The organism is Novosphingobium olei (assembly GCF_012927405.1).
Taxonomy (GTDB): domain Bacteria; phylum Pseudomonadota; class Alphaproteobacteria; order Sphingomonadales; family Sphingomonadaceae; genus Novosphingobium; species Novosphingobium olei.
The window spans coordinates 246196-269503 of sequence record NZ_JABBGM010000001.1 but is presented as its reverse complement, the minus strand read 5'-3'; the positions used below and the strand labels follow the sequence as shown (position 1 = coordinate 269503).

Sequence of the window (23308 nt, the reverse complement as noted above, 5' to 3'; positions counted from 1 at the left end):
ATGAGGGCAACAAGCGATACTAAAATTTCAAGTAACTGCCGAGATGATTACTCTAAAAAATCCATAATGGAGCAAATTTCGATCGATCAAACTTAGCTTCAATGCCGCGGTGCGAGATTGGTTTCCGGCCCAAGAAAATTATGTTGCAGCCGAGGCTTGGGTCTTGGTTGCAGCCCGCCTCACAAGGAGGTGGGAGCAGCTATTTCCCGCGGGCAATGAGGACACACACCCCGCCTGACGCGATCCTGTGGAAGGACCATATCGTGCCGGAATGACAGGAAGTTTCGGTAGGCAACCTGCAGAGCGGCTTGCCGCTATTTCACCGGACGTGGACCAAATCCACCGACATCACTCTGGCAATATCGGATGTCCTTCGAAACGGGCGATGGCATGACGCACCACCATCGCCAGCGCTTCTTCGGAAAAGAAGCCTCCGGGTATCAGGCAGCGATCGATCAGCACGCGGCGGAATGCAGCAAACACTTCGAGGTCTGGTGCAACGGGGTTGCCCCAGAACGCATCGAGCCCGTCCTGACAGGTAATACCAGGCACATCGTAGATTGCGCTGCCAAGCACGACGACGGGCTTGCCAAGCATGAGGCCCAGCGTGCCGCTGGTGCTGTTGATCGTCACCATGCCGAGAGATGCGCGCGCAATTGGTACAATATCACCGCCCGGCAGATAATCGATGCGCTCGGCGACTCCGAATTCTTCGGCGACTTGATAAGTGGTGCGGCGCCAGTCGCGCACCCAGTTGTCGAGAGGGTGCTCCTTGACCAGCAACCTCGTCTCAGACGGAGCGAAGCGCGCAAACGATGCGATTACCGTGCGCAGCGCCTCGGCCATGCCGCCGAACGGTGAATGCAGCAGGATCTGCGCATCAGAATCAAGCTGAAGCGGAAAAAGAAAAAAGGGCGCAGCCTGCGCGCATTCGACCTTGGCGAACACCCGCTCCGTTTCGAGATTTCTCTGCTTGCGCTGCAGAATCTTGCGGGCCCAGCCCTTGCCCTCGACAAGGGGCGGCCAGGGGCGATGGTTGTCCCAGTTCGAGTAATACCAGCGCGTGGTCACGTCAGCGATGTTGTAGAGCAAACCTTCAAGTGCGCGCCTGCGGAAGGACGACGGCACCTGGCGGTGCTCTGGCACCGGAGGCAAGGTGGCAGCCATCGACCGGAACCATTCCGGGTCACTGGGAAGGCTCGAGTGGCCATTGACACCCTCACGTTCGAGCGTGACCCAGTCCGGCCGGATGTACCCTTCCTCGAATACGTGGACGGCAACACCGAGTTCACGACAGATCCGCGTCGCGCGAATGTGATGCTGGCGACAGTCACCGAATAGGATGACGTCCGTGATACGCCGCTCGGCAAGAATTTGTGCGAAGACAGCGGGCCACGCTTCAAGCGTGCCGCGATAGTCGATTCCGTTCGGCAGCCGCCAATAAAGCCGATCACCCCCGTTGAAGTTCACCTTGTGAACCTCGTGCCCGGCGGCGCGGAGGCCTTGTCCCAACCGACGAAACAGGGGGCCCATCAGGCCCTGCAACAGCAAGATCCGGCGCTTTTCCGGCGCAATTGAACCAACTGCCACGGACTTGCGTGAATAATCCGATGAAGCAGCTACATTGACAGCATCAGCCAAAGACATCCGCCCGGCCATAGCTGCAAGCAATGGCTTCGTCGACGGCGTATTTCCTCAACGGAACGCAATAATCGATGACTCGGTTTACGTGTGTTGTTAATGCGCCACCAGACCGCCGTGGCAATGCCCCGGCCGCCGCGTGGGAGCAACGTCGCTGTCTTTAGTGTTGATGTCCGCAGTCCTCGTTGCAGTCGCCCTCACCGCCGATGCCTGTGTTCGTCCGACCCTCACCGGAAGGATCCCGGCTGTGCGAAGCACCGCAGGTGTCGCGCTTCTGTGCCTTCTCGTGCTGACGGCATGGGGCCTGCTCATGCTGGTGATCGGCAAGGCCACCGGGGCGGCCATCATCGTCGGGGGATTTGCCACGCTGCTGGCGACAGTTTCGGCAGCGAAGCGCCGCGTCCTGGGCGAGCCGCTGCTGTTCAGCGATTTCGCCCTGCTGTTCGCGGTGTTTCGTCATCCGCAGTTTTACTTTTCCGCGCTCGCGCGATGGCAAAGGTCTGCCTTGCTGGTCTGTGCGCCGCTGGTCCTTCTTCTGTTGGCCTGGGCGATCTTGCACGGATCGCAGGCCGAGCGGGTCTGGGGGCTCGCGATATCGGCCGGCAGCGCGATCGGGATTGCGCTCGTGCTGCGGCTGCCGGCAGTTGCGCGGCTCGCCCAGGACCCTGATGCCGATGCCGATGTGGCCCGCCACGGCCTGATCGCGACGCTCTTTCTGCATGCCGTAAGGTGGCGGCAGACGCCCGACCCGGCGCCCTTGCACGCAATCGACCGAAGCACCTTTGCGCAGGACAACCGCCTGATCGTGGTGATCCAGTGCGAATCGTTTGCCGACCCGGTTGAACTGTTCGACGACAACGCTCTCGCGTTGCCGTCCCTCGTCGCGGCACGGCGTCGCGCACGGCAGTGGGGTGATCTGGCCGTGTCCGGGTTCGGCGCCTACACCATGCGCACCGAATACGGGGTGATCTTCGGGAGAAGCGAAGGCCAGCTCGGCTTCAGGCGCTTCGATCCCTACCTCACCGCGCTCGGCGAGACGAGCTTCGCGCTGCCCGCGCGGCTTGCGCCCGGCAATTGGCGCAGCCTGTTCGTTCACCCGCACGACATGCGCTTCTACAATCGAGCCGAAATCCTGACGGCAGGGGGTTTCGCCGAGTTGGTGGGAGAGGAGCGATTTGCGCCTCCGAGAGAAGGCGAAGGGCGCTATGTGAGCGACGCTGCCATCGCCGATGCAATCGTCGATCTCGCGCAAGAGGCCATCGGCCCCACGCTGATCTATGCTGTCACGATCGAGAACCACGGACCATGGGACGCAGGCGGCGGCGATCTTCGCGAAGGTTATCTGCGGCTGGTTCGGAACGGCGATGCCATGCTCGGCAGCCTGATCGAACGCCTGGATAGACTCGAGCAGCCGGTGACTCTTGTATTTTTCGGCGATCACCGGCCGAGCATTCCCGGCCATGTACAACCCGGAGGGGATCGGCATACGCCCTATGTCATCGTCGACCTCGCACAGAGCAGCAGGGGCGACGACGGATTATCCGCAGCGCAGCCGGTGGGGCTCACCCCCGCTGGTCTCCATCAGGCGATTTTCGAAAGCGCCTTGGCGCGCTAGCGCTCCTGCGGTGCAAGAGCTCTCAACAAGCGATCCCGCATGGCGCGAGGGAGCATGCGATCCAAGAGGCGAAGAATTACAAAGGTGCGGGGCACAACAAGATGCACAACACCCTCTTCAGCTGCCGCGACGATACTGTTGGCTGCGACCTCGGGCGAGAGAATGCCCGGCTTGGGCCCCGGTACCCGCCGTGCGGCAGCCGTGTCGACAAAGCCTGGAGATACCATTGTGACGGACACACCATGAGGCTTCAATCCAATGCGCAACGCATCAGCAAACCGGGCCAGCCCCGCTTTCGATCCGGCGTAGCCTGCGGCAAAAGGAAGCGCATGGAACGCGGCTGCCGATCCGATCAGCACGATGCGCCCCGCCTGCCGCATCGCCATTTCCTCACCCAACGCGGACGCCATGGCAGCAGGGGCGACAAAGTTGACGATGCCCAGCCTTGCCACCTGATCAGCCGCTTCGATCACTTGGCCAGCTCCTTTGACATCGCCCAAGCCAGCCGCAAACACAGCACAATCGAATGGCGTCGCTGCATCGTCAGCAACGATCGCCTGACAAGCCGCTGCCACGTCCTCTATATCCAGAAGCCGGCTGCTGACCGCGTCGGCGCCAGCGGCAATGCAGGCTTCGATCGTCTTCAGCAAACGGACCGGATCGCGCCCCCACAAGCACAGGCGCGCACCACGCTTGGCGTAATCGATGGCGATAGCCGCGCCAATTTCTCCGGATGCGCCGACGATAAGGACGTTCCGGCAGGCGGTGGAATCAGCGTCGGAAAGAGGCGGGCTGTTCATCGCATCGCCCCTTAAGATTGCTGGGCCAGTGTGTATACTCGCCACAATCGCTGTCGCACCGCAGCAATCGCTCGCAATTCCTCAGTTTACTATAACCAAATTGATCTACATGGCCAAATTGCAGGATCAAATATGCCGGCCCACTACTTGACACTCGAGAGCTAGTTTTGTTGACAGAGAAAATTATGGCGCTGCACAATGACCAATCCGGGGCCCTTCGGCTTTTCCGCAGTGAGGCGCTGGAGCGCTTGAGCATCGTTTCGCTCACGGCATTTTGTGCCACTTGGGCAGTTGCGCTGCCTGTCATCGCATTGGTCGGGTTGAGTACCGCTGGCTTTGACCTCTTGGTCGTGCCCCTGCTTTGCGTGGGCGTGCTGGTGTGGAGCCTGTTCGAATATGCCATGCACCGGTTTGCCTTCCACTGGTCTTCGGAAGTGGCGTTTGTCCGATCGGCGGTCTTCGTCCTTCACGGCAATCACCACGTCAATTCGAACGACCCGCTGCGCAATCTGATGCCGCCGATCGTCAGCATTCCGATTGCGGCAGCCGTCTGGGGGCTGTGCGTGCTGGCACTTGGTGCCAGCGGCACGTGGCTGTTCCTTGGGTTCATCAGTGGATACGTGTTTTACGATGTGATCCACTTCGGCTGTCATCAATGGCCAATGAAGGGGCGCATCGCCAACGTCCTGAAGCGCCATCACATGCGGCACCACCACGGCAGCGAGGCGGGCAACTTCGCTATCACCACACCTTTGTGGGACAAGCTGTTCGGCTCGACCATCAAGTCTCAGCGAAAGCGCTCGAGCGCGTAGTGACGCCCCTGCACGTGCAGGGCAGCTAGCGGTCTTTGTCTTACAGGGCCAACTGGTCGATTGCCCGATCGACGATGTCCAGATGCTCATTCCAGGTCGGGGCGTGCCATTGCGCCAGCCTTGCGCGTTGGGCGATGGCAGCCGCACCAACGCGGGCGTGATCCCGGATCAGGGTCATCCAGCCGGGCCCGTCAAGCGGGTCCAGGTAGTCCGGCACGGCGCCACCGACTTCCCGATGGGCTGCGATATCGCTGCAGATGACGGGCACGCCCGCATCCAGCGCTTCTGCCACCGGCATGCCAAAACCTTCCGCGAACGATGGCATGAGCAGCGCCCGCGCGCCGCGAACAATGCTGGCGAGCCGAACGTCGGAGCATCCGTTGATTTCTTCGACGTAGGGATGGAGCGCAGCGCAGCGCTCAAGCATGTCGAGGACCTGCTCGTTCTCCCAGCCTCGGCGTCCCACGATCACGAGGCGGGGAATCTCGTGTGGGGGCAAGGTCTCAGCCATACGCCGCCAGAGATTGAGCAGAAGCAGGTGGTTCTTGCGCGGCTCGATCGTCCCGACACAGACGAAATAGGGCTGTGCTTGGGCTGCCGAAGCATTTGCTTCAGCCTGCGCCGCAATGTCCTGGGGCAGTTTCTCGGTGCCGAGCAAGGCAACATGGATGCTGGGCACACGGCCCGCTGCTTGCGCAAAAGATGCCAACGACCTGCCGGTCGCGGCCGAATTTACGATCACCGCATCGGCCAAATCGGCGACGGTCTGCATGCGCAGGCGATGCAACCGCGCGCCCGACTCTCTCGCATATTCAGGATATTCGATCGGGATCAGGTCATGCACCATGCACAGGAAGGATGCGCGCTCGCTCTCCAGCATGGCCTTGACCGCCTTTGGCCGGGTGAGATGATGCGGCGAAACCTGCACATAGACCGGCACGTTGGTTGCGGCTCGCTCTCTTGACCGTCGGGGTCGCAGGCGCAGCAGCGTAGGCATCACCGAGGCGAGAGAACGCTGCCGCGTCTCATCGCTTCCCGTCAGCCAGCAACGCTCTAGCCAATCGAGATAGCCCAGCGCCGCGTTGCGCGGCACGCGCCCCTTCCAGCCTAGCGGGTGGACCGCAGCGAAGTGCAGATTGTCGCCATAGCGCTCCAGCAATCCACGGGCATAGGCCATCTCTACTCGGTCGACGCCGGAGGGCGTGTGATGACGGATGCGCGAGATCAGGCGCGAAATGTCGAGGATCACCGTCGTCATCGGAGCTTTGCCATGAAGCGCCCCTGCCACCGCCGGACCGGCAGCAGCCAGTCGAGCCAGTTCGGCATCCGGTGCGCGGCCATCCGGGCGATCAGCGTTTCAGGAGGACAGGGCAGATGCGTCACCGGATCAAGGTAGCGGGGGTAAAGGATCAGCACGCCGGCGACGAGCTGGTCGAGTGAAAGGTCGCGCCCGCGGCGCGAGGGCACATCACCCAGATCTGTCGTCAGCCCCCAGCCGGCATAGAAAGGCGTACCATGACAAGTAACCTGCCGCCCCCTTAACAGCGCTTCGAAGCCGGTGAGCGAGGTGATGACGTGCACCGCATCCACGACATCGAGCAAGACAGCCATGCTAGGCTCGCGCACGATCCTGTCGGCAAGGCGGAGCACCTTGTCATCCGGAACTGCGCCCTTGCGATGACCGGCATCGACGTCGGGATGCGGGCGGAACCAGATCTCGGCGTCCGGCTCCATCGCCCTGACGCGGCGCAGGAATTCGAGGTTCGACGACAGGCCGCCGCCACCTGCCACGACTGACATGTCGTCTTCCACTTGCGCCGGCACCAGCACCAGGCGCCGCCCGGTCTGGCGCGGTGGTGGCGGGGCGCTCTCCGCGGCGGCGTACTTGCTGATCTGCGCGCTCACGATCGTGCGGCGCAGCGCGGCGGCGCGGGTCACAAGCGATTCGGGAAAGGCATGTGTTGCGAGGATGTGCTCAAGATCACTGGGGGCGGATGGGTCGAAATGAATGCCCCGCTGGTCGACCACGACCGACGATGGCGGGACGAGGTTGCTGCCCAGCCCGACCGATCGGACGAAGCCATCCTCGACCCGCACCAGAGGAGGCATCCGATCAGGCGCGACCCTGCTGATGGCAGCCGCGCGCGAAGGCCAGATCGCGATTCCACCGCCCGCGCGTTCGGCCTGCCGGATTGCGGACGAAGCGCGCCGGGCAAAGGAAATGGCTCGCTCGGGAACCCACAGGAATGTCGCGATCTCCCGCCGTTTCCACCAGGCCATGCCAAAGGCCACGGCAATGGCGCGGTTTTCCTCGATGATGCGGCGCCAGTCGGCCAGCTGGTCGATCACCTGCTCGATCGAGGCCGCTTCGCCGTTGAACGGGTCGAGATATTCCACCTGGCCCAGGAGCGCTCGCGCCCTTTCGGCCAGCTCGGCCGCGCTGTCGCCCCTTCGCCCGTGCTTGCCATCGGACAGCAGTCTGACCGGTGCGCCGATGATGGCGGCGATTGCCACCCACTCGTCGTCTCCATGCGCCACCAGCAGGCGATCGGCATCGAGCACCGACCAGGGATCAACATCCCCGTACCAAGCCCCACCTTCTTTACGCGAGAGCTGAGTGGCGAAGGACTGCAGGGGTAACGGAACAGCCCACAGCACCTGACCGCCGGCAAACTCTGTCGCAAGCGTCCTGATTTCAGCCTCGGACGCCGGGCGGACGATAACGCTCGGCGGGCTTTCCAGTCTGGCCGGAACAGCCCAGAACGCCCCCCCCACCCGCGCCGCCCGAACGCGTTCGAGCGATACATCCGGTGGCCGAACGGCCGCGCTAGGGTGGCGCGAGACTGTTGCCGTACGCCTTGGAAAGGGGGGCGCGCGTAAAAGGGGAAGATCAGTCATTCAGATCGCTGGCGATACCAACCCATAGGGCAGAAAGATATGGGCGCAGCGATATGTCCAACCCGCGCTCGTGGAAAGCGGGTATGCAGACCGTATTTGCATCTTGTGGGCGGATATCGTCGGTGAGGGCACCTAGCGCGCGTCGGCTAGCTTTCGAGAATGGCCGCCAGCGCCGCCGCCACGGCATCGAGTGTGGCGGGATCGGTCCACGTCGGATGAGGGCGCGAGGTATCTGCAAGCTGACTTTCGCGCGCAGAGAGAATCCCGCCGAGCGAAGAGCCCATGAACAGCAGCCGCTGATTGACCATAGCTGGCGGCATCGGCGCCAGCAGCCGCCGCACATGATCTAGGCAGCGCAGGTAGCCCGAATTCCAGCGCCCTTCCAGCGCATCCATGAACAGTTGCCGGTTGGACAACTGCAGCACCACGACGAAGCGGTTGTAGCAATCGCTCCAGGGCGAATTGGCGGGCAGCAGCGACGTCTGCACAAGCAAGCGAGTCACGTCGAACAGGGTCTCCGGACCGCCTCGCGCCTCAAGTTGATCGAGGTGATGATTGCGCAGCTCATCGATCAGGCGCGCCCCATGCGCAATCACGGCGCGAACGAGCGCTTCCTTCGATCCGAAATGATAACCGACTGCGGCGTGGTTCTTTTGCCCGGCAAGTTCCGCAATCTGGCGGACCGTCACACCTTCCACCCCGTGCTCGGCAAACAGCCGCAAGGCCGCTTCCTTCAGCATTTCTGCCGGATCGATCCGTGATGCTGCAGCGCTGGTTGCCATGGGCACGAAATACCCTTTGACAGCGGTTTAAGTCAATCACATTATCCATCTGGATAACAGATTCGGTCGCGTCGAACAGCGCAGACCGAACCGGTGATGGAGGATGCGTGATCGAGCAGGACGCAATACCGGGCGTAGACCTGACGGCGCTGAGAGGCTGGATGGATAGCCGAGGGCTGGGTTCTGGCCCGCTGGATGCGGTGCAATCGCTTTCGGGCGGCACACAGAACATCCTGCTGCGCTTCATCCGTGCAGGGCGCACCTACGTCCTGCGCCGCCCCCCGCCACACCTGCGTGCAAATTCGAACGAGACCATGCGCCGCGAGGCCCGCGTCCTGGCTGCGCTTGCCGGAAGCGATGTGCCGCACCCCGGGCTTATCGCCGCCTGCCCCGAGGATGACGTGCTGGGTGCCGCGTTCTACCTCATGGAGCCGATCGACGGCTTCAATGCGACCCAAGGGCTCGAGCCCGTCCATGCCGGCGATGCTGCCGTGCGCCACCGCATGGGGCTCGCCATGGTCGATGCGATCGCTGCCCTGAGCAAGGTTGACTATGCAGCAGTCGGGCTGGCCGATTTCGGCAAGGTCGACAGCTGGCTTGGCCGTCAGGTAGGACGCTGGGCTGCTCAGCTCAAGAGCTACGAGGAGTTCGCCGGCTGGACCGGACCGCAGGCCATTCCCGGCGTGGACAAGGTGGCGCGTTGGCTTGAAAGCCACATGCCACCCACATTCCAGCCCGGCCTGATCCATGGTGATTTCCACCTCGCCAATGTGATGTTCCGGCACGACAGCGGCGAACTTGCCGCCGTGGTCGACTGGGAATTGTGCACGCTTGGCGATCCGCTGCTGGACCTGGGCTGGCTGGCCGCCACCTGGCCCGAAGACGGCGTACGCCGGGCCACCGACGTCGCCATCACGCCATGGGAAGGCTTCGCCACGATCGAGGAGATGGTCGCGCGCTACGGCCAGCAGACCGGGCGCGACCTTGCCCACTTCGACTGGTACGCGGTGCTCGCCTGCTACAAGCTCGGCATCATTCTCGAAGGATCGAACGCCCGCGCGTGCGCGGGCAAGGCGCCGCGCGAAATCGGCGATCGCCTCCACTCCCATACCATCGACCTGTTCGAGCGCGCGCTGCGCCGCATCGGGTAAGCAAGAAAGAGCTGCGAATGATCAACGATACCGACTTTACCGGCAAACGGGTGCTGGTCGTGGGGGGCTCAAGCGGCATCGGCAATGGCATTGCTCATGGCTTCCGCCTGCGCGGAGCGCAGGTCCATGTCTGGGGCACGCGCGCCGATGCGGGTGACTATGATGCGGCGGACGGCTCGGATCTGGCCGGCCTTGGTTACACCTGCGTCGATGTGGGTGATCCCGACGCGATCGAGGCCGCGCCCGCCCCGTTCGACGGGCTCGACGTGCTGATCCTGTGCCAGGGCACCGTGGTCTACAAGCGCGGTGAGTTCGAGCGCCCGGGCTGGGATCGCGTGATGGCCGTCAATCTCGACAGCCTGATGCACTGCTCGCGCAAGTTCCGCGTTGCCCTTTCGGAAACAAAGGGCTCGATCGTGATCGTCAGCTCGATTTCCGGTCTCAAGGCCAATATCGGCAACCCCGCCTATGCCGCATCGAAAGCGGGGGCAATCAGCCTGACCAAGACGCTGGGCCAAGCCTACGCGGCAGATGGAATCCGGGTAAACGGCCTTGCCCCCGGTCTCGTCGATACCAAGCTGACCAAGGTCACCACGCAGAACCCGCAGCGTCTGGAAGGTGCGCTTGCCGCCATTGCGCAGCGCCGCGCCGGAACGCCTGAAGACATGGCGGGGGCAGCAATCTTCCTTGCATCCCCGCTCGCATCCTACGTCACCGGCCACACGCTCGTGGTCGATGGCGGCCTCTCTCTCTGATTTCTCTCAAAAAGGCACCTGCAATGATTTTCGAACATACCGACAAGGTGAAGGATTTGATCGCCAAGGTCGAAGCCTTCATGGATGAACACATCTACCCCAATGAAAAGGCCTATGGCGAATTCGTGTCCAACCAGGACAACCTCTGGAAGGAATGGCCCGGGATGGAAGCGCTGAAGGAAAAGGCGCGCGAGCAGGGTCTTTGGAACCTGTTCCTCCCGCACGAGTATGGCGAATTCTCGCCCGGCCTGACCAATCTCGAATATGCGCCGCTTGCCGAAATCTTTGGCCGCGTGCCGTTCTCGAGCCAGGTCTTCAACTGCTCGGCGCCCGACACCGGCAACATGGAAGTGCTCGCAAAGTTTGGCACTCCCGCACAGCAGGAAAAGTGGCTCAAGCCGCTGCTCGACGGCACGATTCGCTCTGCCTACGTCATGACCGAGCCGCAGGTCGCGTCCTCGGACGCCACCAATCTTGAACTGTCGATCATTCGCGATGGCGACGAGTACGTGCTCAACGGGCGCAAGTGGTGGATCTCGAACGCCATGCACCCGCGTTGCGACATCTGGATCGTCATGGGCAAGAGCCGCTTCGACGGACCGCGCCACAGCCAGCATTCGCAGATCCTGGTCGAACCCAAGACCCCGGGCATCACCATCGTGCGCCATCTGTCGGTGTTCGGTTCGCACAACTCGCCCGGCGGCGAATGCGAGCTGCGGTTCGACAACGTGCGCGTTCCGGCCGAGAACCTGTTGCTTGGCGAAGGCCGCGGATTCGAAATCGCGCAGGGTCGCCTCGGGCCTGGTCGCATCCATCACTGCATGCGCTCGATCGGGCAAGCGCAGCGGGCGCTCGAATACATGGCGCGCCGGGCTGACAGCCGTGTCGCCTTCGGCAAGAAGCTCGCCGACCAGTCGAGCATTCGCCAGGATGTTGCGCGCAGCTTCTGCGAGGTCGAGATGGCCCGCCTGCTGACGCTCAAGGCGGCCGACGCCATGGACCGCTTCGGCAACAAGGTCGCCAAGGACCTGATCGCGGCGATCAAGGTCGTGGCTCCGACCATGGCGCAGACCGTGTGCGATCGGGCCATCCAGGTGCACGGCGGCATGGGCGTGAGCGGCGACACGCCGGTCGCCTCGTTCTTCACGCTCAATCGCTTCGTCCGCCTGACCGACGGACCCGAGGAAGTGCACATGAGCCAGCTCGGCAAGCAGAAGATCCAGGAATACGTGCAGAGCAACGCACGCTGACCTGACGGTATGGGGGCAAGGCAGAGGTTACGGGCCGTCTGCCTTGCTCCATGATCAAGACCCGGAATCCCGGGCCACGGCGGGAGAGAAATGATGGGCTGGATCAAGAGCGGCGATGTCACGCTGAGCCCGGCGCAGTTCGACGAGCGCGCCCGCAAGGCCGCCACGGTGCTGCAGCAAGCCGGCATCGGATCGGGAGACGGTGTAGCGTTCTACCTGCGGAACGATCTCGCTTACTTCGAAGCTTCGTTCGCCGCCGGCATCGTTGGCGCCTACCCGGTACCGGTAAACTGGCACTACACCCCTGACGAAGCCGGATACCTGCTGCGCGACAGCGGGGTGAAGCTGATGCTGATCCACGCGGACCTGCTGCCGCCGATCGCCGAAGCCATCCCGGAAGGGCTGCAGGTGATCGTGGTCGAAACCCCGCCCGAGGTTCGCAATGCCTACCACCTTGGCGAGATCGACCTGCCCGCCGGGCTTCCCGTCTGGGGCCGGATGGTAGACGCCGCCGCACCGTTCGAGGGCGAGCCCCTGCCGCCGCTCGCCTCGATCATCTATACCTCGGGCACGACCGGCCGACCCAAGGGCGTGCGCCGCGCTCCCGCCTCGCCCGAACAGGCCGAGGCCGTCACCCTCATGCTCGGCCGGTCCTATGGCTATATGGATGTGATCGAGGGCCGTGCGCCGCCCGAAAGCATCGTCACGGCAGTCATCGGACCCGTCTACCATTCCGCGCCGAACGCCCATTCGGCCTTCTCGATCCGGCTTGGCGCAAATGTCGTCGTGACGCCGCGCTTCGATGCCGAGGAGCTGCTGGCGCTGATCGAACGCGAAAGGATCACGCACCTCAACATGGTGCCGATCATGTTCAACCGCCTGCTGCGCCTGCCCGATGAGGTGAAACGCCAGTACGATCTGTCCTCGCTGCGCTTCATCACCCATGCCGCCGCGCCCTGCCCGCCGCCGGTCAAGCGCGCGATGATCGAATGGTGGGGGCCGGTCATCAACGAATATTACGGCTCGACCGAGATGGGCAACGTGACCAGCCTGACCTCGGAGGAATGGCTGTCGCACCCAGGGTCGGTTGGCCGGGTCATGCCCGGCGTGGATGTGCGCGTCGTCGACGAGGACGGCAACGACGTGCCCCCGGGCACTGTCGGCGAAGTCATCGGCAAGAGCCGGATCGCGACCGAATTCACCTACCAGAACGCGCCGGAAAAGCGGGCCGCGATGGAGAAATACGGCCTCATCACGCCCGGCGACGTCGGCTACTTCGATGCCGACGGGTTCCTCTATTTGTGCGACCGCAAGAACGACATGATCATCTCGGGCGGCGCCAACATCTACCCCGCCGAGATAGAGGCGGAGCTGCACAAGCTGCCCGGCGTTGCCGATTGCGCGGTGTTCGGCATCCCCGACGAGGAGTTCGGCGAAAGCGTCATGGCGGTGGTCCAGCCGATGCCGGGCATCGCCCTGCACGAGGACGATCTCAAGGCCGACCTGCGCCGCGTGCTCACCGCCTACAAGGTGCCGCGTCGGATCGACTTCGCCGACAGCCTGCCCCGCGAGGATTCGGGCAAGATTTTCAAGCGCAAGCTGCGCGAGCCCTTCTGGGCCGGGCGCGATCGCGCGATCTGAGGGAAAAGAGACGATGAAGGCGCTACGCTACCACGGCGAACGGGACATCCGCCACGAGAGCATGGACGATCCCGTGCTCCAGTCCGACCGCGACATCATCGTGAAAGTGGATGCCTGTTCGATCTGCGGGTCGGACCTGCACATCTATCACGGCCATGGCTATTCGGACGACATCGGCTTCTGCGTCGGCCATGAAGCGGTCGGCGAAGTCGTCGAAGTGGGCCGCGGCGTGCAGCAGCTCAAGAGCGGGGACAAGGTCATGATCCCGGCGGCCGTGGGATGCGGCGCGTGTCGCCATTGCCTGTCGGGTGTCGTCAATCTTTGCGAGAACAACGCTTCTGGCTGCTATGGTCTTTCGAACAAGCTCCAAGGCTCGCAGGCTGAAGCTGTGCGCGTGCCAGCGGGCGACGTCAACGCGGTAAAGATGCCTGATGGCGTGACCGCCGAACAGGCCCTGATGATGACTGATGCGCTTGCCACCGCCTGGTATGGCGCGCGCATGGCGGACATCGTGCCGGGATCGAGCGTTGCTGTGGTGGGGCTCGGGCCCATCGGCCTGATGGCGGTGGACAGCGCCTACCTGATGGGCGCGCACGTGGTCTATGCGATCGACCCCATTGCCGAACGGCGTGCGCTTGCGGAGCAATCCGGCGCGATCGCGCTTCATCCCGACGAAGCGATGGATCGCATCAAGCAGGACACGCATGGGCGCAAGCTAGACAGCGCGATCGAGGTGGTCGGGCAGGACAAGACAGTCGATTTTGCACTGCGGCTGGTGCGGCCGCGCGGGACGGTGTCGGTGATCGGCGTCCAGCAATCACGCCGCTTCGCCTTCCCGCTGGAGCGCGCATTTGCGCAGGGGCTTACGTTCCGTACAGGCACGTGTTCGGTTCCCGAGGAACTGCCCGCACTGTTTGCGCTGGTGCAATCCGGACGGCTGCACCCGGAACGCTACATCAGCCATCGCCTGCCGCTGTCGCGGGGCGAGGAGGCTTATCGCCTGTTCGAGGCGCGAGAGGCCGGCGCGCTCAAGATGGTGCTGATCCCTGACTGATCGCAAAAATGGACGGCGGCGGAGCCCAGGTTACTCCGCCGCCGCCATCGCCTGGGTCGCTTACAGCAGCTTCCAGGTGATTGGAACGGTCACGGTGGTCGCCCCACCGGGGGGCGGCGGCAGCGTGCCTGCGCGCGAAGGAAGCGCCAGCGCTTCCCGGTCCAGCGTCGACGATCCAGACGGAGCTACCAGTTCGGTCTTTTCGACGGCGCCGCTGGCCGAAATGAACACCTTCACGCGGGCAGTGCCTTCTTCGCCGCGCATCTGCGCCGTGCGGGGATAAGTCTGCTTGGCCGCGATGGCACGCGCCACTTGGGCAATCCAGGCGGCGGGTTGCGCAGCTGCGGGCAGTGGCATCATGGCCAGCGCGGCGAGTGCCGCGCCGAAGATCTTGGTCGTTGTCTTGGTCATGTCAGGGTTCCTTGGTGGCGTTGGGCTGGCTTGGGTTGAAATGAAGGGCGGGTCAGAATTCGGACCAATCTTCGGCGTCGAGCTGGCGCGCGGCGCTTCCCTCGAAGCTCGGCGCGGAGCCCGAGCTCGGGGTACGGGGCACCGAGGCGATCCGCGCAGCGGGCGCTGGTTCGATAAAGGCCTCGACAGGCGGATGTGCGGAGGCCCGCGCCGGCACCGCAGCCGGGACCGGCTGGACCGGATCGGAGCGTCGCATGGCGTCGGCGCCCACGCGGAAGCGCGCCACCTGCTGCACCAGGCTTTCGGTCTCGACTGACAGGTTGCGCGTACCCGCCGAGGTTTCCTCGACCATTGCCGCATTCTGCTGGGTGAAAGAGTCCATCGCCGCGACCATGGCGGAAATGTCGGCAATGCCGGTCGCCTGCTTCTCGGCAGCCTCGGCGATCTCCTCGACAAGGTTGGACACGGCAGCGACTTCGCCGACGATCTGGCGCAGTGCGTCGCCGCTGCTTTCGACGAGCGAGACGCCTCCGCCGACCTGATCGGTGCTGGTACCGATCAGCGCCTTGATGTCCTTTGCCGCATCGGCCGATCGCTGCGCCAGGGCGCGCACTTCGTTGGCGACCACCGCGAAGCCCTTGCCGGATTCCCCGGCGCGCGCCGCTTCGACGCCTGCGTTGAGAGCAAGCAGGTTGGTCTGGAAGGCGATGCCATCGATCACGTTGACGATCTCGGCCATCTGGCGCGAGGATTCCTCGATGCTGCGCATGGCATCGACGGCACGACGGGCGATGTCCTCGACCCGTCCGGCCGTATCACGCGCCACGGCAAGCCGACCGCTGGTCTGGCGCGCATTGTCGGCGGTTATCTTCACGGTTCCGGTGAATTCGGCGAGCGTGCGCGCCGTTTCGGCCAATGAACTTGCCTGCTGCTCGCTGCGATCCGAAAGATCGGACGCGGCAGCGGCAATCTCGGTCGTGCCAAGCTTGATCGTGGTGCAGCCTTCGGCGATCTGGCCCAGCACGCCCGACAGTGCGGCAACGGCTGCGTTGTAGTCGGCGTGAAGCTTGGCGAATTCCCCGGTTCCATTCTCGGGGACGCGATACATAAGGTCGCCCTGGGCGAGTGCCGAAAGGCCTCCGCCGATCGCGGCGATCGTCGCTTGCGTGGCGGCGGTGCGCTCCTTTTCCGCTTCAGCGCGCGCGTGGTCGGCAGCAAACAGGTCCTTGAAGCGATCGAGTGCCCGCGCGAGGTTGCCGATTTCGTCCGAACGCGACAGGCCGGGCACGGCAACCGCGTGGTCTCCGCTGATCAAGCGTCCGACGGCATCGCTCATCCGGTTGAGGGGGCGGGCAATGTTCTGCATCAGTAGCACCAGCAGAATCACCGCGCTGGCCAGCCCCGCACCGATCGCTGCCAGCATGAAGGTGCGCGAGCGGGCGAACAGACGATCGCTGCGCGCCGACACGGCCGATGCGCCCTTGGTATTGAGTTCGATCAGCCGAAGAACATTGTCTTCAAGGTTGTAGAACGCATCCAGCGTTTCGCCGTCGAGCATATCCTTGGTCGTCGGGTCGCCTGACTTGGCCTTCTGGAACAGCGTCTCGCTCTGGGCAGCATAGGCCTGCCAGGCGGTCGCAAACTGGTCGAAGGCAACCTTCTGGTCACCACCGACCCCGAGCTTGCCGTAGTCCGCGATCAGGCCGTCGATAACCGCGCCGGCATTGCGGGCCAGCTTTTCGGTACGCGGTGAAGGTGCCGCGACAAGGTCGGTCTGCTTGATGCGGTATTGGGAAATGTAGGCGTGGATATCGCCAAGGTTCTGCGAGGCAGGCAACCAGCGCGTGCGCAGTTCGGTTGAAGTGCGGTTGACTTCGGCCATCTGGTCGATGGCGAACAGCCCCATCGCCGTCATGACTGCGAGGAGGAAGGCAAACGCTGAGATGAGCTTTGTTGATATGTTGAAACGAATCATTCCATGTCCCAAGCGCAAATGCTTCCAGATGCTTGGGAAATAGGGCCGCCGCGTCAGGGACAGGTAAGCGCCGGACTGCGGGTCTTCCCTTGGGACGGAATTAACCATGAGCCGCTTCCGGCTTGGAAAAGCCCATGCGGATTTGCCAAGATCACATCATGAAACGTCGATTCGTCCTTGCCGCTGCCATTCCGCTCCTACTGCTCGCCACGGGCGCTGCGCCGCGTCACAGTGCGCGGACGACGCCCGCTCCCGCGCCGATCCCGCTCGCCGATACCGTGCGCGTGACGATGACGACCGAGCTCGGCCCGATCGTGCTCGATCTTGATGGCAAGCACGCGCCGATCACCACGGCCAACTTCCTGCGCTACGTCGATCTCAAGCGCTTTGACGGGATCGTGTTCTACCGCTCGATGCATCTCGATTGGGGCACGCCGCCCAATGGTCTTGTCCAGGCAGGCCTGCGGGGTGTGGCCACCAAGATCCTGAAGCCGATCGCGCACGAACCCACCAGCCAGACCGGCCTGAGCCACAAGGCTGGCACGATCTCGATGGCCCGCTTTGCCCCCGGGACCGCGACGGCGGACTTCTCGATCATGGTGTCGGACATGACCGGGCTGGACGCCAACCCTGAAGCCACGGATCCCGAAGCGCAGGCTGGCTATGCCGCGTTCGGCCACGTGGTCGAAGGCATGGACGTGGTGCGCAAGATCTGGGACGCGCCGATCTCGCCCACGGCCGGAGAGGGCGGGCTCAAGGGCCAGATGATCGAAAAGCCGGTGAAAGTGCTCACCGTCCGCCGCACGCCCTTGCCGGCGACTGCGGCTGCAACGGCAGCGGCTCCGGTCAGCCCCTGACCGTCTCCACGCCGCGGACGATCGCTGCTTCGATCAGGGCGTGGTCCGCGTCGTCCAGGCAATAGGGCGGCATGACATAGATCGTGTTGCCCAGCGGGCGCAGCAGCACATCGGCCTCGCGGAACAGCGCCATCAGGCGGGGCGCGAGGTTGGACAGATAACCGCCGTCGGTCACCTCGACATCGACAGCGGCAACCGTGCCGCAGCGGCGCGGATTGACGATTCCCGGAACGTGCGCCAGCCGATCGAGCATCGCCTGCTGGCGCGCCCCCAGCGCCGCGATCCGCTCAAGCACCGGCTCCTCGCGCCAGATCGCCAGATTGGCGACGGCCGCGGCACAGGCGATCGGGTTCGCGGTATAGCTGGACGAATGGTAAAACATGCGGGCGCGGTCGGTCGACCAGTGGGCCATGAAGATCTCCTCGCGCGCCATGGTCACCGCCAGCGGCATCGAGCCGCCGGTCAGCCCCTTGGCGAGGCACAGGATGTCAGGCACCACGCCCGCCTGTTCGCAGGCAAGCAGGGTGCCGGTGCGGCCCCAGCCGGTCATCACCTCGTCCGCGATGAACAGCACGTCGTGCCTGCGGCATATCTCGGCCATCGCGCGCAAGATGTCGGGGGAATAGACCAGCATTCCGCCCGCGCCAAGCAGCAGAGGCTCGACGATGAAGGCCGCTGCGCCGCCACGGCAATGCGTTTCCAGCGCCTCCAGCGTCGCGGCGCCATCGCCTTCGGGGAAAGGCACGGTGGCCACGTCGAACAGCAGCGGCTCGTAGGGCTTGTTGAACACCCCGCGCTCGCCGATCGACATCGCGCCGATGGTATCGCCGTGGTAGCTGTGTTCCATCACGATGATGCGCTGGCGATCGATGCCTCGGTTGGACCAGAAGCCGAGCGCCATTTTCAACGCTACTTCGACGCAAGTCGAACCGCTGTCCGAAAAGAACACCCGGGTCAATTCGCGCGGCATGATTTCTACGAGGCCTGCAGCGACCTGCTCGGCCGGCTCATGCGTCCAGCCGGCGAAGATCAGCTGGTCGAGCTTTTCGGTCTGCGTCCGCACCGCCTCCATGATGCGCGGATGGCAGTGTCCGTGCGTCGTCACCCACCAGCTGGAAATCGCATCGAGCACCCGGCGCCCGTCGGCGGTGTAGAGCGCAGCGCCCTGCGCGTGGGTCACCAGCGGCACGGGCTCCTGCAAGCCATGCTGGGTAAACGGGTGCCAGACGGACGAGGGCATCAGGCGAAATCCGCGACGCTGAAATTCTCGGCAAAGGCGGCGGTCAGGCTGTCGCGCGTTAACGAATCGAGGCGCGGCAGGCGGCCCAGATTCCTGACATTGCCCATCGCGCAGATCGTCATCTGGCTGTCCGCCACTTCATCGCCCACGAAGGCCACGCCATGGATCGGCACCGCGCGCGACCGCAGCGCCTCGATCGTCAGCAATGTGTGGTTGATCGTGCCAAGGCTGGTGCGCGCGACGATGATCGCGGGGATGTTCCACCAGGCGAATACATCGGCATATGTCGTGTTGCGGGTGATCGGCACCAGCGCCCCGCCCGCCCCTTCGACCACCAGCGGCGAGATCTCTGGCAGGGCCAACCGGGAAAGGTCGATCGCTACCCCATCGATCTCTGCCGCGCGGTGCGGCGAACAGGGCGTTTCCAGGAAATAGGCCTCGGGCAGAACACGTTCTGCAGGCACGCCACCCATCTGAATGACCACGTCATGGTCCGCGCCATCGTCGCGACCCGACTGGATGGGCTTCCAGTAGTGCGCTTCCATGGCGCCTGCCAGGGCCGCCGAAAACACCGTCTTGCCAATACCCGTATCGGTTCCGGTAACGACGAAGCGCGTCACTTCAGGGCCTCCTCCAGTGTCGATGCCAGTGCATCGACATCGTTCGTGGTTGCGTTGAGCGTCAGCGAGATGCGCAGGCGGCTGGTGCCCTGCGGCACGGTCGGCGGGCGGATGCCGCGCACGTCGAAGCCAGCGGTCTGCAGCTTGTCCGCCACCGCCATCGTCCGGGCATCGTCGTGCAGGATCAGCGGCAAGATCTGCGATCCGCTGGGCTCCACGCCGAGCGGTGCAAGCCTTGCCTCGGCATGACAGACCAGTGCGGACAGGCGCTCGCGCCGCTCCGGCTCATCGGCCAGCATGCGGATCGCTTCGCGCACTGCGGCGCAGACCAGCGGCGATGGCGCGGTCGAAAAGATGAAGGCACGCCCCCGGTTGACCAGGAAGTCGCGAACGATCCGGGGCCCCAGCACCAGCGCGCCTTCGCAGCCCAGCGCCTTGCCGCAGGTCCGCAGGATCACGGTGTCCGGCCGTCCTTCAAGGTGCCCGGCAACGCCGCGCCCGTCGCGCCCGAACACGCCGGTGGCGTGCGCCTCGTCAATGAACATGATCGCATCGTGGCGCGCCGCCACTTCGGCGAAGGCGTCGACCGGGGCGATATCGCCGTCCATCGAATAGAGCGTTTCGAACGCCAACCAGATGCGGCCGGTGTTGCCGCGGGCACGCCATTCGCGCGCCGCGTCGTCGAACGCCTGCGGATCGTTGTGTGCCGCCGACACCGCCGTGGCCCGGGTCAGCCGCAGCCCTTCGTGCATCGAGGCGTGGACCAGCTCGTCATGGATGATCAGGTCCCCGCGCTGCGGCAGGGTGGAAAGCATCGCGGCATTGGCGGCATAGCCTGCCGAGAAGAACAGGGCGGCTTCGCTGCCGAAAAAGGCGGCGGCTTCGGCTTCGAGCACCTCATGCTCGGGATCGTTGCCGCGCAGCAGGCGCGATCCGCCCGATCCCAGCGGTACGCCCCGCTCGATCGCGTTCTTCACCGCCTGCGCCAGGCGCGGCGAGGAAGACATCGCCAGGTAGTCGTTCGACGAGAAATCGATGCCGCGCCGGGGCGTCAGCGAACGCAATCGCGCCCGTTCCCCCAGAGCCGCCAGATCGGCCTTGTGCCCCTGCCACAGGCCGGAGGCGGAAAGCGTCACCGCTTCTGCCTCCGCGCCAGTCACGCCGCGCACCCGCCCGAGCAACCGCTCACGGCCTTCATCGCGCGCAGCGGCTCCTCGCCTTCCATCGGCTTGAGGCCGAGGCGCGCGAACATCGCCGCATCGGCATCGTCGCCTGCGTTGGCGGCGGTCAGCAGCTTGTCGCCCGTGAAGATCGAATTGGCCCCGGCCATGAAGCACAGCGCCTGCGTCGCCTCGCTCATGCTCTCGCGCCCCGCCGACAAGCGCACCATCGACAGCGGCATGGTGATCCGCGCCACGGCCACCGTGCGCACGAATTCGATGTCGTCGATCTTGGCGAGCGGCGTGTCGGCCAGCATGTCGCCCAGCACGGTGCCCTTGATCGGCACCAGCGCATTCACCGGCACGCTTTCCGGGTGCTGCTCCATCGTTGCCAGCGCATGGACGAAGCCGACGCGATCGCTGCGCGTCTCGCCCATGCCGACGATCCCGCCCGAGCACACGTTGATGCCGGCGTTGCGCACGTTGTCGAGCGTCTTGAGCCGGTCGGCGAACGTGCGGGTGGTGATCACTTCGCCATAGCGTTCGGGCGATGTGTCGATGTTGTGGTTGTAATAATCGAGCCCTGCGTCGGCGAGCTGCGCAGCCTGGCCTTCGTCCAGCATGCCCAGCGTCATGCAGGTTTCGAGCCCCATCTCGCGCACGCCCTTCACCATCGCGACGATGGCAGGCATGTCGCGCTCCTTCGGGTTGCGCCAGGCAGCGCCCATGCAGAACCGCTTAGAGCCCGCATCGCGCGCCTGCGCGGCAGACTGCAGCACCGCCTGCACGTCCATCAGCTTGGTCGCGGCAACGCCGCTCTCGGCCTTGACCGACTGCGAGCAGTAGCCGCAATCCTCGGGGCAACCGCCGGTCTTGATCGACAGCAGCGTGCACAGCTGCACCTCGCCCGCGCGGTGGTGCGCCCGGTGGACCTCGGCCGCGCGGAACACCAGCTCGGTGAACGGCAGGTCGTAAAGCGCGGCAATCTCCTCGCGCGTCCAGTCGTTGCGGACCGAGGATGCGGCGGCAGCAGGGGCGGCGCGCACGGAGGCTTCCGGGGCGGAAAGCGTGGCGGTGTCGGACATTGTCATCTCCCTGCAATCAGCGATTCATCGCGCCCTTAATCCAAAAGTGCCGGGCATGCTTGCGTAAAAATGTTTCCTGCCAGATCGCCGCGTTAACGCGGAGAATGCTCGCCTTAAGGCAATCGAAGGATTGGCATGGCAGGGCCAGAGCTCGCTATGTGTCGATTGGCCGATCGCCAAGGGGAAGCTGCGTCTCGTGAACAAACCCGTCGAATCCATCGGTGTCATCGGGCTGGGCTATGTCGGCCTGCCGCTGGCCGTCAGCTTTGCCCGCCACTATCGCGTCGTCGGCTTCGACATAAGTGCCCATCGCATCGCCACGCTGCTCGCCGGCATCGACTACACCAACGAAGTCACGAGCGAAGAGCTGGCCGCCTGCGCGCTTGAAGTTACCGACGATCCCGCCGCGCTCGCCGGGTGCCCGGTCATCATCGTCACCGTGCCCACCCCGGTCGACGAAAGCCGCCGCCCCGATTTCTCCGCGCTCGATGGCGCCTGCCGCACCGTTGGCGCCGTGCTGCGCGATTCGGGCGCGCGCGGCACGATCATCGTCTTCGAATCGACCGTCTATCCCGGCGCCACCGAAGAAGTCTGCGCGCCGATCATCGAACAGGTGTCCGGCCTCAAGTGCGGGACAGACTTCAAGCTCGGCTACAGCCCCGAACGCATCAATCCGGGCGACAAGGAACATCCGTTCGAAAAAATAGTGAAAGTCGTCTCGGGCCAGGATCCCGAAACGCTCGAAACGCTGGCTGCGCTCTACGGTTCGGTCGTCACCGCCGGAATTCACAAGGCCAGCTCGATCAAGGTCGCCGAAGCCTCGAAGGTGATCGAGAACACCCAGCGCGACATCAACATCGCGCTGATGAACGAAATTTCGAAGATCTGCGATCTCGTCGGCATCCGCACCAGCGAAGTGCTTGCTGCGGCGGGCACGAAGTGGAACTTCCTGCGCTTCTATCCGGGACTCGTCGGCGGCCACTGCATCGGCGTTGATCCCTATTACCTCACCGCCAAGGCCGAACAGCTCGGTTACCACCCCCAGGTGATCCTCGCGGGGCGGCGCATCAACGACGCGATGGGCGGCTATGTCGCGCAGCGCGCGGTCAAGATGATGGCGCAAGGCGGGCGGCCGCTGGCCCAGGCCCGTGTCGGCATCCTCGGCCTCACCTTCAAGGAGAACGTGCCTGATATCCGCAATTCGAAGGTCGAGGACATCGTCACTGAGCTGCGCGAATTCGGCGTCACGCCGATTGTCCACGATCCGCTGGCAGACGTCCGCGCGGCGGAACACGAATTCGGGATAACGCTGTCTGCATTCGAAGATCTGGCCGATCTCGATGCGCTGATCCTCGCCGTGTCGCACCGCGCCTTCGTCGATCTGCCGATTGATCGCCTGCTGGCGATGCTCCGCCCCGATGGTGTCATCATCGACGTGAAGTCGATGCTCGATCCTGCGCGTCTGCCCGACGGGCAGCGCTACTGGAGCCTGTAAAGAAAGGGGCGGCCAGCATTTCTGCGCCGCCCCTGAAGTCTACATCATGCGCTCACGTCCATCCTG

20 protein-coding genes are annotated in these 23308 nt (G+C 64.2%); 9 read left to right on the top strand and 11 right to left on the bottom strand.

What is annotated here, in order from left to right; genetic code table 11:
• Window positions 1–348 precede the first annotated feature (348 nt).
• On the bottom strand, window positions 349–1641 hold the full coding sequence (locus HHL27_RS01185; protein ID WP_240959238.1) for a capsule biosynthesis protein: 1293 nt from the start codon (window positions 1639–1641) through the stop codon (window positions 349–351).
• Between the two features lie 310 nt (window positions 1642–1951).
• Between HHL27_RS01185 and HHL27_RS01180 the strand changes: the two genes are divergently transcribed.
• On the top strand, window positions 1952–3256 hold the full coding sequence (locus tag HHL27_RS01180) for an LTA synthase family protein (protein WP_240959237.1): 1305 nt from the start codon (window positions 1952–1954) through the stop codon (window positions 3254–3256).
• Here the strand turns inward: HHL27_RS01180 and HHL27_RS01175 are convergent.
• Entirely contained in the window at window positions 3253–4056 is an 804-nt protein-coding gene (locus HHL27_RS01175; protein ID WP_169491548.1) for an SDR family NAD(P)-dependent oxidoreductase, read from the bottom strand. The genes HHL27_RS01180 and HHL27_RS01175 overlap by 4 nt on opposite strands.
• Window positions 4057–4241: 185 nt before the next feature.
• Here HHL27_RS01175 and HHL27_RS01170 point away from each other — a divergent pair, with 185 nt between their 5' ends.
• Window positions 4242–4868 carry a sterol desaturase family protein gene (locus tag HHL27_RS01170; RefSeq protein ID WP_169491547.1) on the top strand — a complete coding sequence of 209 codons (627 nt, stop codon included), beginning with the start codon at window positions 4242–4244 and terminating at the stop codon, window positions 4866–4868.
• A gap of 40 nt (window positions 4869–4908) precedes the next feature.
• On the opposite strand, the gene HHL27_RS01165 is transcribed toward HHL27_RS01170, so the two are convergent.
• The 3 genes from HHL27_RS01165 to HHL27_RS01155 form a co-directional block, all read right to left on the bottom strand.
• The gene (locus HHL27_RS01165) at window positions 4909–6126 is read right to left on the bottom strand and encodes a glycosyltransferase family 4 protein (protein ID WP_169491546.1); all 1218 of its coding nucleotides are present in this window, start codon (window positions 6124–6126) and stop codon (window positions 4909–4911) included.
• Window positions 6123–7430, bottom strand: coding sequence for a capsular polysaccharide export protein, LipB/KpsS family (locus tag HHL27_RS01160; protein ID WP_338114793.1), 1308 nt, complete (start codon window positions 7428–7430; stop codon window positions 6123–6125). The genes HHL27_RS01165 and HHL27_RS01160 overlap by 4 nt, the downstream gene beginning before the upstream one ends.
• Window positions 7431–7912: 482 nt before the next feature.
• Complete coding sequence (locus HHL27_RS01155) at window positions 7913–8548, bottom strand: TetR/AcrR family transcriptional regulator (protein WP_169491544.1); 636 nt, start codon at window positions 8546–8548, stop codon at window positions 7913–7915.
• Between the two features lie 107 nt (window positions 8549–8655).
• Between HHL27_RS01155 and HHL27_RS01150 the strand changes: the two genes are divergently transcribed.
• The 5 genes from HHL27_RS01150 to HHL27_RS01130 all read left to right on the top strand — a co-directional run bounded on the left by HHL27_RS01150 (window position 8656) and on the right by HHL27_RS01130 (window position 14399).
• Complete coding sequence (locus tag HHL27_RS01150) at window positions 8656–9699, top strand: phosphotransferase family protein (RefSeq protein ID WP_338114792.1); 1044 nt, start codon at window positions 8656–8658, stop codon at window positions 9697–9699.
• Between the two features lie 17 nt (window positions 9700–9716).
• The gene (locus tag HHL27_RS01145; protein WP_169491543.1) at window positions 9717–10454 is read left to right on the top strand and encodes an SDR family NAD(P)-dependent oxidoreductase; all 738 of its coding nucleotides are present in this window, start codon (window positions 9717–9719) and stop codon (window positions 10452–10454) included.
• Between the two features lie 23 nt (window positions 10455–10477).
• Window positions 10478–11704, top strand: coding sequence for an acyl-CoA dehydrogenase family protein (locus tag HHL27_RS01140; RefSeq protein WP_169491542.1), 1227 nt, complete (start codon window positions 10478–10480; stop codon window positions 11702–11704).
• A gap of 93 nt (window positions 11705–11797) precedes the next feature.
• A complete protein-coding gene (locus HHL27_RS01135) occupies window positions 11798–13345 on the top strand; it encodes an acyl-CoA synthetase (RefSeq protein WP_240959236.1) in 1548 nt (515 codons plus the stop codon).
• A gap of 13 nt (window positions 13346–13358) precedes the next feature.
• Entirely contained in the window at window positions 13359–14399 is a 1041-nt protein-coding gene (locus tag HHL27_RS01130) for an alcohol dehydrogenase family protein (protein ID WP_169491540.1), read from the top strand.
• Between the two features lie 60 nt (window positions 14400–14459).
• On the opposite strand, the gene HHL27_RS01125 is transcribed toward HHL27_RS01130, so the two are convergent.
• Both HHL27_RS01125 and HHL27_RS01120 read right to left on the bottom strand, forming a co-directional pair.
• On the bottom strand, window positions 14460–14810 hold the full coding sequence (locus HHL27_RS01125; protein WP_169491539.1) for an energy transducer TonB: 351 nt from the start codon (window positions 14808–14810) through the stop codon (window positions 14460–14462).
• A 52-nt stretch (window positions 14811–14862) separates the two neighbouring features.
• Window positions 14863–16785 carry a methyl-accepting chemotaxis protein gene (locus HHL27_RS01120; protein WP_169491538.1) on the bottom strand — a complete coding sequence of 641 codons (1923 nt, stop codon included), beginning with the start codon at window positions 16783–16785 and terminating at the stop codon, window positions 14863–14865.
• Between the two features lie 158 nt (window positions 16786–16943).
• Here HHL27_RS01120 and HHL27_RS01115 point away from each other — a divergent pair, with 158 nt between their 5' ends.
• A complete protein-coding gene (locus HHL27_RS01115; protein WP_169491537.1) occupies window positions 16944–17642 on the top strand; it encodes a peptidylprolyl isomerase in 699 nt (232 codons plus the stop codon).
• Here HHL27_RS01115 and HHL27_RS01110 read toward each other — a convergent pair.
• Genes HHL27_RS01110 through bioB form a run of 4 tightly spaced genes read right to left on the bottom strand, consistent with a single transcriptional unit; the run spans window position 17632 to window position 21747 of the window.
• Window positions 17632–18882, bottom strand: coding sequence for an adenosylmethionine--8-amino-7-oxononanoate transaminase (locus tag HHL27_RS01110; protein WP_169491536.1), 1251 nt, complete (start codon window positions 18880–18882; stop codon window positions 17632–17634). The two genes, HHL27_RS01115 and HHL27_RS01110, sit on opposite strands and share 11 nt — an antisense overlap.
• Complete coding sequence (gene bioD / locus HHL27_RS01105; protein WP_169491535.1) at window positions 18882–19502, bottom strand: dethiobiotin synthase; 621 nt, start codon at window positions 19500–19502, stop codon at window positions 18882–18884. The genes HHL27_RS01110 and bioD overlap by 1 nt, the downstream gene beginning before the upstream one ends.
• Window positions 19499–20662, bottom strand: coding sequence for an 8-amino-7-oxononanoate synthase (locus tag HHL27_RS01100; protein WP_338114791.1), 1164 nt, complete (start codon window positions 20660–20662; stop codon window positions 19499–19501). The genes bioD and HHL27_RS01100 overlap by 4 nt, the downstream gene beginning before the upstream one ends.
• Window positions 20659–21747: a biotin synthase BioB gene (gene bioB, locus HHL27_RS01095; RefSeq protein ID WP_240959235.1), complete on the bottom strand. Its 1089-nt coding sequence runs from the start codon at window positions 21745–21747 to the stop codon at window positions 20659–20661. The genes HHL27_RS01100 and bioB overlap by 4 nt, the downstream gene beginning before the upstream one ends.
• 196 nt (window positions 21748–21943) lie before the next feature.
• Here bioB and HHL27_RS01090 point away from each other — a divergent pair, with 196 nt between their 5' ends.
• Window positions 21944–23242, top strand: coding sequence for a nucleotide sugar dehydrogenase (locus HHL27_RS01090; RefSeq protein WP_338114790.1), 1299 nt, complete (start codon window positions 21944–21946; stop codon window positions 23240–23242).
• Window positions 23243–23308: the final 66 nt, after the last annotated feature.

Coding starts and splice junctions, on each gene's coding strand:
- HHL27_RS01110 (WP_169491536.1), bottom strand. CDS start 18,882: ATGCCCTCGTCCGTCTGGCACCCGTTTACCCAGCATGGCTTGCAGGAG.
- HHL27_RS01155 (WP_169491544.1), bottom strand. CDS start 8,548: ATGGCAACCAGCGCTGCAGCATCACGGATCGATCCGGCAGAAATGCTG.
- HHL27_RS01140 (WP_169491542.1), top strand. CDS start 10,478: ATGATTTTCGAACATACCGACAAGGTGAAGGATTTGATCGCCAAGGTC.
- HHL27_RS01175 (WP_169491548.1), bottom strand. CDS start 4,056: ATGAACAGCCCGCCTCTTTCCGACGCTGATTCCACCGCCTGCCGGAAC.
- bioB (WP_240959235.1), bottom strand. CDS start 21,747: ATGTCCGACACCGCCACGCTTTCCGCCCCGGAAGCCTCCGTGCGCGCC.
- HHL27_RS01180 (WP_240959237.1), top strand. CDS start 1,952: ATGCTGGTGATCGGCAAGGCCACCGGGGCGGCCATCATCGTCGGGGGA.
- HHL27_RS01165 (WP_169491546.1), bottom strand. CDS start 6,126: ATGACGACGGTGATCCTCGACATTTCGCGCCTGATCTCGCGCATCCGT.
- HHL27_RS01115 (WP_169491537.1), top strand. CDS start 16,944: ATGAAACGTCGATTCGTCCTTGCCGCTGCCATTCCGCTCCTACTGCTC.
- HHL27_RS01120 (WP_169491538.1), bottom strand. CDS start 16,785: ATGATTCGTTTCAACATATCAACAAAGCTCATCTCAGCGTTTGCCTTC.
- HHL27_RS01130 (WP_169491540.1), top strand. CDS start 13,359: ATGAAGGCGCTACGCTACCACGGCGAACGGGACATCCGCCACGAGAGC.
- HHL27_RS01135 (WP_240959236.1), top strand. CDS start 11,798: ATGGGCTGGATCAAGAGCGGCGATGTCACGCTGAGCCCGGCGCAGTTC.
- HHL27_RS01170 (WP_169491547.1), top strand. CDS start 4,242: ATGGCGCTGCACAATGACCAATCCGGGGCCCTTCGGCTTTTCCGCAGT.
- HHL27_RS01145 (WP_169491543.1), top strand. CDS start 9,717: ATGATCAACGATACCGACTTTACCGGCAAACGGGTGCTGGTCGTGGGG.
- HHL27_RS01125 (WP_169491539.1), bottom strand. CDS start 14,810: ATGACCAAGACAACGACCAAGATCTTCGGCGCGGCACTCGCCGCGCTG.